Annotated in this window: 12 protein-coding genes; 11 read left to right on the top strand and 1 reads right to left on the bottom strand. The window is 65.3% G+C overall.

Features of this window, described 5'->3' with window-relative positions; genetic code table 11:
* The first annotated feature begins 90 nt into the window (after positions 1–90).
* From ENE74_RS03530 to ENE74_RS03520, 3 genes are read left to right on the top strand one after another with little or no spacing between them, the layout of a single operon-like run.
* The gene (locus tag ENE74_RS03530) at positions 91–498 is read left to right on the top strand and encodes a hypothetical protein (RefSeq protein ID WP_127689228.1); all 408 of its coding nucleotides are present in this window, start codon (positions 91–93) and stop codon (positions 496–498) included.
* 57 nt (positions 499–555) lie between these two features.
* A complete protein-coding gene (locus ENE74_RS03525; protein ID WP_127689227.1) occupies positions 556–2,577 on the top strand; it encodes a TonB-dependent receptor family protein in 2,022 nt (673 codons plus the stop codon).
* A gap of 14 nt (positions 2,578–2,591) precedes the next feature.
* Complete coding sequence (locus ENE74_RS03520; RefSeq protein ID WP_127689226.1) at positions 2,592–3,881, top strand: PepSY-associated TM helix domain-containing protein; 1,290 nt, start codon at positions 2,592–2,594, stop codon at positions 3,879–3,881.
* Positions 3,882–3,980: 99 nt separating this feature from the next.
* On the opposite strand, the gene ENE74_RS03515 is transcribed toward ENE74_RS03520, so the two are convergent.
* Positions 3,981–4,346, bottom strand: a complete 366-nt coding sequence (locus tag ENE74_RS03515) for a DUF983 domain-containing protein (RefSeq protein WP_127689225.1) — start codon at positions 4,344–4,346, stop codon at positions 3,981–3,983.
* Positions 4,347–4,456: 110 nt separating this feature from the next.
* Between ENE74_RS03515 and pabB the strand changes: the two genes are divergently transcribed.
* Genes pabB through ENE74_RS03475 form a run of 8 tightly spaced genes read left to right on the top strand, consistent with a single transcriptional unit; the run spans position 4,457 to position 13,709 of the window.
* Positions 4,457–5,647 (top strand): aminodeoxychorismate synthase component I, encoded by a 1,191-nt coding sequence (gene pabB / locus ENE74_RS03510; RefSeq protein WP_127689224.1) that lies wholly within the window; start codon positions 4,457–4,459, stop codon positions 5,645–5,647.
* On the top strand, positions 5,644–6,318 hold the full coding sequence (locus ENE74_RS03505) for an aminotransferase class IV (protein ID WP_127689223.1): 675 nt from the start codon (positions 5,644–5,646) through the stop codon (positions 6,316–6,318). Before pabB ends, ENE74_RS03505 begins: the two co-directional genes overlap by 4 nt.
* Before the next feature lie 36 nt (positions 6,319–6,354).
* Positions 6,355–6,792: a CoA-binding protein gene (locus tag ENE74_RS03500; protein ID WP_127689222.1), complete on the top strand. Its 438-nt coding sequence runs from the start codon at positions 6,355–6,357 to the stop codon at positions 6,790–6,792.
* A 38-nt stretch (positions 6,793–6,830) separates the two neighbouring features.
* Positions 6,831–9,101: a xanthine dehydrogenase family protein molybdopterin-binding subunit gene (locus tag ENE74_RS03495; protein WP_241241801.1), complete on the top strand. Its 2,271-nt coding sequence runs from the start codon at positions 6,831–6,833 to the stop codon at positions 9,099–9,101.
* Positions 9,102–9,135: 34 nt separating this feature from the next.
* Positions 9,136–10,155 (top strand): ferrochelatase, encoded by a 1,020-nt coding sequence (gene hemH, locus ENE74_RS03490; RefSeq protein ID WP_206517647.1) that lies wholly within the window; start codon positions 9,136–9,138, stop codon positions 10,153–10,155.
* A 20-nt stretch (positions 10,156–10,175) separates the two neighbouring features.
* Positions 10,176–10,898: an acetoacetyl-CoA reductase gene (gene phbB / locus ENE74_RS03485; RefSeq protein ID WP_127689220.1), complete on the top strand. Its 723-nt coding sequence runs from the start codon at positions 10,176–10,178 to the stop codon at positions 10,896–10,898.
* A 60-nt stretch (positions 10,899–10,958) separates the two neighbouring features.
* Positions 10,959–11,234, top strand: coding sequence for a ribbon-helix-helix domain-containing protein (locus tag ENE74_RS03480; protein ID WP_127689219.1), 276 nt, complete (start codon positions 10,959–10,961; stop codon positions 11,232–11,234).
* A gap of 57 nt (positions 11,235–11,291) precedes the next feature.
* Positions 11,292–13,709, top strand: coding sequence for a TonB-dependent receptor (locus ENE74_RS03475; protein ID WP_127689218.1), 2,418 nt, complete (start codon positions 11,292–11,294; stop codon positions 13,707–13,709).
* The last annotated feature ends 120 nt before the right edge of the window (positions 13,710–13,829 follow it).

Below are 13,829 nucleotides of genomic sequence, written 5' to 3'. Positions count from 1 at the left end.
ATCCGCACCGATAGACCATCTGCGCGTGCGCGGGGCAAGTTTTGCGTGGGGATATCGACAGCAACGGGCTTGCCCGCTATGGCGCGCGGCATGCAGGGAAAGGGGGCCTTCGCCAGACGCGGCCAGACAGCGATAATGCTGGCCCTGCTGCTGTGCGCCCTGTTCGCCCGCGCGCTCGTTCCGGCGGGATGGATGCCCGCGATCGCCGGTGAGGGCTATACGATCACGCTCTGCACCGGGGCAGGGGCGATGTCGGTCTGGGTCGATGGCGACGGGCAGGTCCACAAGCAAAAGCCGTCGAACACCGACCGCACCGATCAGCCCTGTTCCTTTGCCGGTTTCCTGAACGCCGCCACCCTGCCGGACATGGTCGGCGCGCCCGTGCCTTTCCTTGCCTACGGCATCGCACGCATTGTCCTGCCGGTCACGACCCTGGCGATCGGCCGCGGTCTCGCTGCGCCGCCGCCGCCGCCCACGGGACCACCCGCCACCCTCTGATACAGCCTGCCCTGCGCACGCGCCGGGTCCTTTCTGTTTCCAGAGGAATTTTGCATCATGACATCGCTTTTCCGCGCCCTTGCCGGCGCGTCGCTGCTTGCATTCACGCATCCGGCTCTTGCGGCAGCGGACGACAGCGCCGAAGACAGCCGCTCCATCATCGTCACCGGTCAGAAGGCCATCGAAGAGGCACAGGCGCAGGCGGCGCGCACGCCGGGCGGCACCGACATCGTCGCGGCAGACGCATATCAGGACAAGGCGGCCGTTTCGCTGCGTGATGCGCTCGCCTTTTCGCCCGGCGTCTACACCCAGCCGCGATTCGGGCAGGAAGTGCGCCTGTCGATCCGGGGATCGGGCCTGTCGCGGGGATTCCACATGCGCGGCCTCACGCTGTTGCAGGATGGCATCCCCATCAACCTGGCCGACAACAACGGCGATTTCCAGGAACTCGATCCCACAATCTTCCAGCATCTTGAAGTCTATCGCGGCGCCAATGCCTTGCGTCTGGGCAGCAGCACGCTCGGCGGGGCGATCAACGGGGTCACGCCGACCGGACGGACTGCGCCGGGCGTCACCCTGCGCGTCGATGGCGGCAGCTTCGGCACCGTGCGCGGTGTCGCGACCATGGGCTATGCCGACGACAAAGCCGACGTCTGGGTGGCGGTGGCGGGTGACAGCAGCAGCGGCGATCGGGAGCATGCGGATCGCAGGGCCCTGCGCTTCAACGGCAACGTCGGCCTGCGCCTCTCCGACCGGGTGGAAACACGGCTCTATACCAGCGCGCAGACGATTGACCAGGATCTGCCCGGCGCGCTCGATCTGGCGACGGTGCTGACCAGGCCGAAGACCGGCAATTTTGTGAACGATCAGGAACGCGACATCCAGTCGCTCCGGCTCCAGAACCGTACCCGCCTTCTGCTGGGGGAACAGGGCACGCTCGACGTCGGGATTTTCATCAACCAGAAGGCGCTGTTCCATCCGATCTTTCAGGTGATCGACCAGGATTCGACCGATTACGGCATTTATGGCCGTTATGAACAGGATTGGGAGCGAGTCGGGCTTACTCTGGGCGGGACAAGCCGCTGGGGCCGCGTCAACGCGCTGCAATATCGCAACCTGAACGGCGATCGCGTCGGCGCGCCGCTCGCCAATGCCCTGCAGAAGGCGCGCACGACCGAGCTGTACGGCGAAGTCCGCGTGGCACCTGTCGAACGGCTCTGGCTGATCGCTGGCGGGGTCTATGTCGACGGCCGCCGCAGTGTCGACAACCGCATAAATCCGCGGGCCAGCGACGCCCGGAGTTTTTCGGAGTTCGCTCCCAAGTTTGGACTGCTGTTCGATGCGACCCCCGCGATTCAGCTTTACGCCAATTACAGCCGATCCGCAGAACTGCCGGGCTTCAGCGAACTGGCGGCGGCGCAGCCCGATCCCGGCTTTGTGCCGCTCAAGGCGCAGACGGCATGGACCACGGAGATCGGCACGCGCGGCAAGGCGGGCATGCTGCAATGGGACGTGAGCCTCTATCGCGCCGACCTGAAGAACGAACTGCTCCAGTTTTCGGTGATACCCGGCATCATTCCGGCCGCGACATTCAACGCCGACCGGACCCGGCATCAGGGTATAGAGGCGGGCCTGGATCTCACGCTGGCCCCGTGGGCGACATTGCGACAGGTCTACACCCTGTCTGACTTCACGTTCCGCGATGATGCGGTCTATGCCGACAACCGTCTGCCGGTGATCGCGACGCATCTGTATCGCGCGGAACTGAAGCTGGGGACCGAAAGCCTGGCGATCGCGCCCAATCTCGAATGGGTGCCCCGCGCGGCCTATGCCGATTATGTCAACAGCGTCCGGCCCGATGGCTATGTGCTGATCGGCCTGACCGCGCATGCGCAGGTGATGCCGGGCGTCACGCTGTTTGCCGACGCGCGCAACCTGACAGGCAGGAGGGCGGTCGGGGACATTTCGGCCGTGGTGCGGGTGACGCCCAATGCCAATCCCGCCCTGCCAAGCACGCAGGCACTCTACTATCCGGTCGAGCGACGGGCGCTTTCGCTCGGCGTTCGTGCGCTATTCTAGGAAAGGAGCGCGCAATGGACAGCACATCCTTCTATCGCATCATCTGGCGCTGGCATTTCTATGCCGGGCTCATCGTTCTGCCGATACTGCTGTGGCTCGCCACCACCGGCGCGCTCTATCTCTACAAGCCGGAGATCGAGCGCGGCTGGTATGGCGTCTGGACCCAGCGCAGCCTGCCCGGTGACGCGGCGTCTTTGGAAACGATCCGACGCAATGTCGAAATCCAGACCAGGGGCAAGGTGACACGCATCGAACGCGCCGCCGATCCCGACGCAAGCTGGCGGGTAGGCGTCGATATGCCGGACGGGGCGAAGCGCACCGCGTTCGTCGATCCGGTCGTCGGGTTGGTGCTCGGGACAATGCGCGGCGGCGGCATCATGGAAACGGTCAAAGCGTTGCACAGCCTTGCGATCGCGGGGCCGGTCGGCAATGCGCTGGTGGAAATCGTCGCGGGCTGGGCGATCCTGCTGTGCGTCACCGGCTTCATCCTCTGGTGGCCGCGCGGCACCAACAAGGCGCTCGCGCTGCGCGGGTCGCCACGCCATCGTCGTTTCTGGCGCGACTTTCACGGATCGACAGGGCTGCTGGTCGGTGGCGTCCTGCTGTTCCTCGCCGTGACCGGCATGCCGTGGTCGGGTCTGTGGGGAAACGGGCTGCGCGACGGGATCAACGCGGCCGGGCTGGGCAGGCCCGCAGCGCCCGGCGCGTCCGCATCCGACCATGGCGATCACGCTGTGCAAGAAACCTTGCCCTGGTCGATGCGCGACGGCGCCCTGCCTGCTGCGCATCATGCGCACGCCATCGGCGTCGATCGCGTGGCGCAGATCGCGGCGGACCGCGGAATGACGGGTGCGCTTGCGCTGTCATTCCCCAAGGCACCGGGCGCGCCGTGGGTCGCCAGCGTCCCGGCCAGCCGCGTGCAGGACAGCCATGTCCTGTTCGTCGATCCGGCCAATGGCGCGGTGTTGCAGGAGGTGCGATACGGCAATGTCGGCGCAGGCGCGCGGGCAGTCGAATGGGGCATCTACACCCATCAGGGGCAGCAATATGGCGAAATCAACCGTCTGGTGATGCTGGCGGGGTGCATCGGCACCTGGCTGCTCGCGCTTTCCGCCCCCATATTGTGGTGGAAGCGGCGAAAGGACGGACGCCTTGCCGCCCCGCCGCGCGCCATGCCGGGATCGCGCATGGGCGCGGTGACGGGCGCGATGCTGGCTATCGGCGCACTGTTTCCGCTGACCGGATTGACGATGCTGGCGGCGCTGGGCGGCGAATGGCTGTGGCGAGGAAAAGCGCCGGTCTAGAGCAGCGTCCGATCCGGTTGCATCGGCTCGGCTGCTCTATTCCTTTAATGTGCCGCGTCTTCTTAGTCAGCAGATGATTCCATCTGCCTGGAACATGCTTTAGCCCGCAAAACCGTCCATCCGGCGGCTCCATTGAAAGGCGATCACGCCGCCTTTTGCAGGCTGGATCAGCGCAGCCGCCAGCACCAGGGCCACGCTTGGCCACAGGATCATCAGCGCCACCATCGGCAGGCCGCTGCCGATGGTCTCCGCCATGATGGGGACGAGGATGTGGCCGAGCAGGATGATGACGACATAGGCCGGAAAGTCATCCGCCTGGTGCCGGTCCCACGCGGTTCCGCAATGGGAACAGGCCGATGTCGGCTTGAGGAAGCGCGGAAACATCTTGCCCTCGCCGCATGCCGGACAACGGTTGCGCAGCGCGCGGCGCAGGGCAGGCAGAAACGGGCGGTCGGTTTCGGGCATGGCATGCAGATAGTGGCTCCGGCTCGCTGCGGCAATGAGACAGATTGTCCATGGCCACGGCGAACTGCGCCCTAGCCAGGTGCAGCGATCCTTGGCACAAGGCGCGCTGCATGCATCTTCCCGATCCGCCCGATCCCTTCATCCTGTTCGACGATGCGCGGGCGCACAACCCGGCACCCGCCCGGCTGTATCGCGATCCTGTCGAGATCATCGTGGCGCAGGATTATGCGCAGGTGCAGCCCGCGCTTGATCGCATCGGCGAAGCGGGGGAACGCGGTCTGCATACCGCAGGCTATATCGGCTATGATGCGGCTTTCGCGCTGGAGGCCCGGCTGGCGGCGTTGCAGCCCGCGCGTGGCGCTGGCGACATGCCGCTGTTGTGGTTCGGGCTGTTCGACGGCTATCGCAATATCGACCCGCAGGACGTGCCCGCGATGCTCCCGCCGCCGGGCAATGCCGGGACCGGACCGGCGCTGCCCCTGATCGACGCCGATATCTATGGTGCCCGGTTCGCGGCGGTGCAGGACGCGATCCGGGCGGGCGACGTCTATCAGGCGAACCTGACTTTTCCCTGCGACGTGCCGCTGCACGGCGATCCGCGCGCGGTCTATGCGGCGCTGCGCCCGCACGCGAAGGCAGGCTATGGCGGCATCGTCCACATGGGCGCGGACTGGCTGCTCTCCTTTTCGCCCGAGCTGTTCTTCACCCTGGTGCGCGGGCAACTGACGGCGCGACCGATGAAGGGCACCGCGCTGCGGCAGATCGACAGCGAAGCCGACGCAGCGGCGGCCGCGCAACTGCGCGACGATCCCAAACAGCGCGCCGAAAATCTGATGATCGTCGATCTGTTGCGCAACGACCTCTCGCGTGTATCGCGCGCGGGCAGCGTGACCGTGCCCGAGCTGTTCCATGTCGAAAGCTATCCGACCGTGCATCAGATGACATCGACGGTCCGCGCGCGCATCCTGCCGGGTCTTTCGGCCGTGGACGTGCTGCGTACCATTTTCCCCTGCGGTTCGATCACCGGCGCGCCCAAGGTGCGGGCGATGGAAGTGATCGCCGCCGTGGAGCAATCGCCGCGCGGCGCCTACACCGGCGCGATCGGGCGTATCGATGCGGATGGCAATGCCGCGTTCAATGTTGCCATACGCACCATTTCGGTGAAGAAAGGGGCTTCGATCGGACAGATCGGCCTTGGCTCCGGCGTGGTGGTGGACAGCGTCTGCGACGCCGAATGGCGCGAATGTCTGGACAAGGCGCGCTTTCTGGGCAGCGGCACGGCAGAGGCGGAAATGGCATGAACGGAGCGCAGGCGATCCTTTCACAGGCGGCAGCAGCCGAAGCGCGGGACGGGGCACGCTATGACCTGATGGAAACGATGGCCTTCGATCCGCTGGACGGCGTGCGTCTGCTCGACCTGCATATGGATCGCCTGGCGGCCAGCGCCGCCGCGCTGGGTTTCGCGTTCGACCGGCATGGCGCGCGCAACGAATTGCAGGCCGCCACCTTTCGCCTGCGGGTGCCAAGCCGCATTCGCATGCTGGTGTCGCCGCGTGGATCGGTCGCGATCGAGGTGCGCGCGCATCGCACCTGGCCGGACGCGATCATGCGCGTCGCCGTGGTCCGCTGTCCCGCGCCTGCCGACGATCCTCGGCTGATGCACAAGACGACCGACCGGTCGATCTATCGCGCGGCATTGAAGGCAGGCGGCACGTACGAAGTGCTGATGACGGACGCGTCCGGCTTTCTGACCGAGGGCTGTTTTTCCTCGATTTTCGTCGAGCGTGGCGATCGGCTGGTGACGCCGCCGCTCACGCGCGGTCTGCTGCCCGGCATATTGCGCCGCAGCCTGATCGAGCAGGGCCATGCGGTCGAAGGCGATCTGCGGCCTTATGATCTGGAAAACGGCTTCTATATCGGCAATGCCTCGCGCGGGATGGTGGCGGCGCAGAAAGTCGCGGTCGGCGGCTGACCGGGGTCGATCGCCCGCGAGAAGGAGAAAGATGCCATGCCCCTGAGCGAGGATAGTGCCATCGCCGCCGTGCTGGAGAGGACGCGCATCGTTGCACTGGTTGGCGCGTCCGATCGGCCCGACCGGCCCAGCCACCGGGTAATGCAGGTACTGCAACGGCACGGCTATCGCGTCATTCCGGTCAATCCGCAGCTTGCCGGACAGGTGCTGCTTGGGGAAACCGTTGTCGCCGCGCTTGCCGACATCGCCGTGCCGATCGATCTGGTCGATGTATTCCGCAATGCCGAGGCGGCCAGCGCAATAGTGGATGAAGCGATTGCGATTGGCGCAAAGGCCGTCTGGATGCAGCTTGGCGTGATCAACACCGCTGCCGCGGCGCGGGCGGAAGCGGCCGGACTGCGCGTCGTGATGGACCGCTGCCCCGCGATCGAGATACCGCGTCTTGGCGTTTCTCCCGTCGTGTCGGGCGGATAGCGCCTTCCCACAGGCGGTATCGGCCTCTATCAGGCGGCATGGCGCGCAGGACATCGGCATCGAAAGGCATCATGCGCAGCGCGCCGATAAGCCGTCGCAGCCTGCTGATCGGCGGCGGCGTGGCAACGGGCTTGCTCGTGGCGTGGAGCGCGTGGCCGCGACGCTATCTGCCCAATGTCAATGTTGCGCCGGGCGAAACATTGTTCAACGCGTTTTTGAAAGTGGATCGCGCCGGGCAGATTGTCGTCATCGTGCCGCAACTCGAAATGGGGCAGGGCGTAACGACTGTGCTGCCGCAGATCCTGGCCGACGAACTGGGTGCCGACTGGCGGACGGTCGCGGTGCAACCCGCGCCCATCAGTCCGCTCTATGCCAACAGCCTGCTGGCCGCCGAGGACCTGGACAGCGACTGGCTGCGCCTGCTGGGCGATGCCGGGCAATGGGCGCAGCGGGAATATGCGCAGCGGTCGGCGCTGATGCTGACCGGCGGATCCAGCTCGGCCGCGATGTTCGAAGACGCCTATCGCGACGCGGGTGCGGCGGCGCGGGTGTTGCTGTGCAAGGCAGCGGCGGCGCGCTGGGATATCGGCTGGGAAGCCTGCGACATTCAGGATGGCGTCATTACCGATGGCCAGCGCACCTTGCGGATCGGGGAACTGGCGGGCGAAGCGGCGGCCTTTGCCCTGCCGGAGATATTGCCGCTGCGACAAGGCACCGAAGGGCGGCTGATCGGCCAGGATGTGCCCCGCATCGACTTGCCGTCCAAGGTGGACGGTGCGACCAATTTCGCCGCCGACATCCGCCTGCCCGACATGGTCTTTGCGTCCATCCGCCAGGGCCCCGTCGGTGACGCGCGGCTGATATCGCTGAACGAGACAGCCGCGGCAAAGGTGACGGGGTTCCTGAAGCTGGTTCGGTCGGACCGCTGGGTCGCCGCCGTCGGCACCAACTGGTGGGCGGCGAACAAGGCGCTCGACGCTGCCGATCCGCTGTTTCGCGTCGATGGCGCGCTGCTTGACAGCGACCGGATCGACAGCGCGCTGGAGACGGCGTTTGCAGGGCAGGCGGGGCGACGGCTCTATCAGCAGGGCGATCTGCTGCCGGTATTCGAAGGCGCGACGATCGTCGCCAGCGAATATCAGGTCGCGCCCGCGCTACACCTGACCGCCGAAACTCCGGCGGCGACGGCCCGCGTTCTGCCCGACCGCGCCGAAATATGGATGGCGAGCCAGGCACCCAGCCTGACCCGCGCCGCCATCGCCGACGCGCTCGGCCTGCCCGAGGCTGCCGTCACGCTCTATCCCATGCAGGCGGGCGGCTCCTTCGGCAGCCGAATGGCACATGATGTCGGGGTGCAGGCGGCGCTGATTGCGCGAGATATCGGGCGTCCGGTGCAGCTGATGTGGTCGCGATTGGAAGAGATCATCGCCGATCGCCCGCGCCCGCCGGCGCGCGCGCGGATGGCGGCGAAGCTGGGCCGGGGCGGCCGCATCGACGGCTGGCTCGCGAAAGTCGCCGCGCCTTCGGCTCTTGCGGAAAACTGGGCGCGGATTGCGGGCGGCGCGCTGCCGCATGATGCGATGCGCGCGGCGGCGGATCGGGCGGACCGGCGCGCAGTTGCCGGCATGGTGCCCGCCTATGCCATGGGCGCCTTTGCGATCGACCATTATCCCGCCGACATCGGCCTGCCAACGGGACGCTGGCGATCCAATGCCGACCATTATGCCGCCTTCTTCAACGAATGCTTCATCGACGAACTGGCGCGGATCGCCGGTATCGAGCCTCTGTCGTTCCGTATCCAGATGCTGGGGGACCAGCCGCGGCTGGCCCATTGTCTTTCCACCGCATCGGCACTGGGCGGCTGGCAGGGCGGCATCGCGGGCAGCGGCCAGGGTCTGGCCTGTCACGCCATGCGTGGTTCCTTCGCGGCGGTGATGGTCGAGGCCGCGCTGACCGACGGCAGGCTGTCGGTCGGGCGGATCGTCGCGGCGGTCGATTGCGGTGAACAGGTCAATCCCGACATCGCCCGGCAACAGATCGAAGGCGGGCTGATGTTCGGGCTTGCCTCCGCGATGGGCGGTGCCGCCCGTTATGCCAAGGGCATGCCCGTGCGCGGGATTCTGGGTCGCCTGGGCCTGCCGCGTCTCGCCGATGTCGGGGAAATCACGGTCGAAATCATTCGCAGTACCGCCAGGGCTGGCGGTATCGGTGAAGTCGCTGTACCGCCGGTGGCGCCGGCCATCGCCAATGCGCTGTTCACCGTGACCGGCCAGCGCCTTCGCACCTTGCCGCTTCTTGCCGGGAACTGATCCGATGTCGTCTGCGCCGCCCGATTATCCCGCCTTGCCGATACCGCCCGATCATCCGCCGGTGGCGTCGTCGCGCATCGGCTTGCTGGTCGTCAATCTGGGGACACCGGACGGACCGGATGTCGCTTCGGTAAAACGCTATCTGCTTGAGTTCCTGTCCGACAGGCGCGTGGTCGAAATCCCGCCTATCGTCTGGCAACCGCTGCTGCGCGGCCTCATTCTCAACACCCGCCCGAAACGTTCCGCCGCCGCCTATGCCAAGGTCTGGATGCCGGAGGGGTCGCCGCTTGCAGTCTACACGCGGCGCACGGCCGAAGCGATGCAGGCGCATCTGGGGACCGGCATTCTCGTCGACTGGGCGATGCGCTATGGCAATCCGTCGATCGCCGACCGGTTGCAGGCGATGAAGGATGCCGGGTGCGACCGCATCCTGCTGGCCCCGCTCTATCCGCAGTATAGCGGCGCGACGACGGCAACGGCCAATGATGCCGCCTTTGCCGCGATGGCGACGATGCGCTGGCAGCCCGCCGTCCGCACCTTGCCGCCCTATCATGACGACCCCGCCTATATCGACGCGCTCAAGACGTCGATCGAGCGGCATCTCGCCACACTGGATTTCGCGCCTGACCTTCTGGTGGCAAGCTTTCACGGCATGCCCGAGCGGACGCTGCATATGGGCGATCCCTATCACTGCCAATGCCGCAAGACCGCCCGGCTGCTGTCCGAAGCGATGGGCCGCGATATCGCTGTCACCTTCCAGTCGCGCTTCGGTCGCGCGAAGTGGCTGGAACCGGCGACCGACGCTACATTGGAAGCGATGCCCGAAAAGGGCATTGCCTCCGTGGCGATCTTCACCCCCGGCTTCTCGGCCGACTGCCTCGAAACGCTTGAGGAAATAGCGATGGAGGGCCGTGAGACATTTCTGGCGGCGGGCGGCAAAGATTTTGCCTATTTGCCCTGTCTAAATGCCGATACGGAAGCTATCACTCTCTATGCGCGGCTGTTCAGCCGTGAACTCGCCGGATGGTGGAACACCAACGGCACGATAATCTGATGCATGGCTAGGAGAGGCATATGGGCAGAGTGGCAATCGTTACTGGCGGAAGCCGTGGCATCGGCGAAGCGATCAGCCTGGCGCTGAAGGACATGGGCGTTACCGTTGCCGCCAATTATGCCGGCAATGACGAAAAGGCACAGGCCTTCACCGACCGCACCGGCATTGCGACCTACAAATGGGATGTCGGCGATCACGAAGCCTGTCTTGAAGGCTGCGCCGCCGTGGCGGCGGACCTTGGCCCTGTCGATATCGTCGTCAACAATGCCGGGATCACGCGCGACGGCGTGTTGCAGCGCATGAGCTTCGACGACTGGAACGACGTGATGCGCGTCAACCTGGGCGGCTGTTTCAACATGGCGAAGGCTACGTTCGGCGGCATGCGTGAGCGCGGCTGGGGCCGCATCGTCAATATCGGTTCGATCAACGGCCAGGCCGGGCAATATGGCCAGGTCAACTATGCTGCCGCCAAGTCCGGCATTCACGGCTTCACGAAGGCGCTGGCGCAGGAAGGCGCCAAATATGGCGTGACCGTCAATGCCATCGCGCCCGGCTATATCGATACCGACATGGTTGCCGCCGTGCCGCCGCCGGTACTGGAAAAGATCGTCGCGAAGATTCCCGTCGGGCGGCTTGGGCAGGCGCATGAAATCGCGCGCGGTGTCGCTTTTCTGTGCAGTGAGGACGCAGGCTTTGTCACTGGCTCCACATTGTCGCTCAATGGCGGCCAGCATATGTACTGACGGCCAGCGCCTTGCCTGCGCGGGGGCGGGCAAGGCGCGCCGTTTCGGGCCGCGCGCGCCATGACGCGCGCCACTGCGCCCGGCGAGGTCATGGCCGGACCGGTGAAACGCAGCGTGACCATCGCCGGGCATCAGACGTCGATCAGCCTTGAACCTTTGTTCTGGGATGCGCTGCGGGCCGCGGCGCAGCATCGCGACCTGCCGCTCAACGCGCTGATCGCCCGGATAGACGTGGAACGGATCGCGGCGTCCGACCCCCCCAATCTTGCCAGCGCCATCCGCCTGTGGCTGTTCGCAGACGCAATTTGCGACAAAGATGAAAATCACTCGCAATAGCGTTGACAGTGCGAATGACTCTCAATAACAAACCCCTCAGAAGCAAAGGGGTTTTGAATGTCTGTTATCGGAAAGAATCATGGCGTAGCGCCCGCCTTCCTCGCCCTGTCCTGTGTCAGTGCCAGCCTGTGTCCGGCTTTCGCCCAGACCAATATGGCACCGCTGGACGCCGCTGCGGCGGTGGCCGATCCCGAGCAGCCGCTGCGCAACGACATCGTCGTCACGGGCGCAACCTATGAAGATGTGGCGATCAATCCCAAGGCGACGCAGCCGATATTGGACACGCCACAGACCATCACGATCATTTCCGACCAGGTGATCCGCAAGCAGAATCTGTTGACGCTCCGCGATGTCCTTGCGACCGTGCCCGGCATTACCTTCGGCGCGGGCGAAGGTGGCGGTGGCTATGGCGACAGCATCAACCTGCGCGGCTATTCGGCCAACAACGACATCACGCAGGACGGCGTGCGCGACAGCGCCCAGTACAGCCGCACCGACCCGTTCAACACCCAGCAGATCGAAGTCTATAACGGTGCCAATTCGGTCTACAACGGCTCCGGCTCGGTCGGCGGCACGATCAATCTGGTCAGCAAGCTGCCGCAGGCGGACGACCTCACCATTATCGAGGGCGGCATCGGCACCGACGATTATTATCGTGCGACGGTGGACAGCAATGTGCGCGTGTCCGATCTGGCCGCCGTTCGCCTGAACGCCATGTATCATCGCAACGACGTGCCGGGGCGCGATGTTGAACGCTACGAACGCTGGGCCGTCGCGCCGTCGATCACCCTGGGCGTCGGCGGCCCGACCTCGCTGACGCTGTCCTATCTGCATCAGGAAGACAAGAATACGCCGATCTTCGGCGTGCCTTTCGTGAAGAACGAGATCAACGACGGCCCGCTGCCCGGTGTCAGCGACAGCGACTATTTCGGTATCGTCAATCTGGACGAACAGGACCAGACGATCGACCGCGTGACGGCGACGTTCACGCACGAACTGAGCGAGCGTGTCTCGCTGCGTAATCTCACGCGCTGGCAGCGGGTGGCGCAATACAGCCAGACGAGCGCGCCGCAGGGCACTTTCTGTCTGGCGTCCGGGGTGCAGCCGATCACGGCCGCGAACCTTGCGACCCCCGCCGCCTGCCCGACCGGATTGCGTCCCGGCCAATATCAGCCGTCCGGCCCGCGCGGCCTCGTCCGCGATCAGGTCAACGACCTGATGTACAATCAGACGGATCTCAAGATCCTGTCCGGCGAGAAAGGCAGCCTCTTCAACACGCTTGTCGTGGGCGCATCGGCGACGTGGGAAGATTATGCGCTGCGCACGGCGCAACTGCTGCGCAATCCGGGTGGCGCACTGCCCAACCCCGTCTTGCCGGTCATCGACCTGTCCAGCCCGGACACCACATGGACCGGCCCGGTCAACTATGTGCTGACCGGCGTATCCGACGGCCAGACGCGCAATCTGGCAGTCTATGCGTTCGACACGCTGGAAATCGGCAAGATCGAGCTGAATGCAGGCATGCGCTATGAGAATGTCCGCAACATCTTCCGCGCTGATACGGTCACGACGCCGGCGACCGGCGCCGTCTATACTCGCGGGGCGAAGCAGACGAGCGACGAGAATCTGTTCTCCTATCGCTTCGGTGCCGTCTACAAGCCGACGCAGGACCTGTCGCTCTACACGGCTTATGCCAATAGCCGGACGCCTTCGTCCGCGACGGTGCGTTTGGGCTGCGGCGTCATTCCGGCACCGGGCGCCGCCGATCCCTGTGCCGTCGCACCGGAAAAGGCACGCAGTTATGAAGTGGGCATCAAGGCGGCGTTGATGGGCGGCCGGTTGCAGGCGACCGCGGCCCTGTTCCGCAACGAGCGCAGCAACTATCGTGTGCCTTCCAACGATCCGACGCTGCCCGGCAGCCTTCAGGTGCTCGACGGCCGGTCGCGGGTCGACGGGCTGGCGCTCGGCGTCACCGGCACGATTACGCCGCAATGGACGATCTTTGCCAACTACACCTATCTGAAAAGCAAGGTGGTGCAGGGCGTGTCGGATTTCTGCCGTGCCAACCCGTCCGCGACCTGCCTGAACAGCGCAGCCAATCCCGATCCGGCGGCGGGCGACGACCTCATCCAGACGCCCGAACATTCCGGCAGCCTCTATACCAGCTATCGTCTGCCCTTCGGTCTCGAGATCGGCTATGGCCTTACCTATCAGGGCAGCTTCGCGCTGAACCAGAGCGTGCTCGCCAATCCGCGCCAGTTCCGGTCCGACGACTATCTCGTCCATCGCGCCTTCCTGTCCTATCCGATCCGCGAAGGGCTGACCGTTCAGCTCAACGTCCAGAACTTCACAGATGAGGATTATTATACCGGCATCCGCAACAACATCACGGCGGCGACGGGCGTGGTGAGCGGCGGCTGGGCGACGCCGGGTGAAGCACGGTCGGCGCGTCTCAGCCTGTTCTACAGTTTCTGATAATGCCGTTTTCCGTCGCTGCCCCCTCCTCGCGCGCGACGGAAGAAGCAGGCGGGCAACAGGGACTCTCCTCCTCTCCTGTTGCCCGCCTGTTCAATTGTTGTTACAGATTCGCAATAG

Source organism: Sphingobium algorifonticola (assembly GCF_004005485.1).
GTDB lineage: Bacteria > Pseudomonadota > Alphaproteobacteria > Sphingomonadales > Sphingomonadaceae > Sphingobium > Sphingobium algorifonticola.
This window is presented reverse-complemented; position numbering and strand designations above follow the sequence as displayed.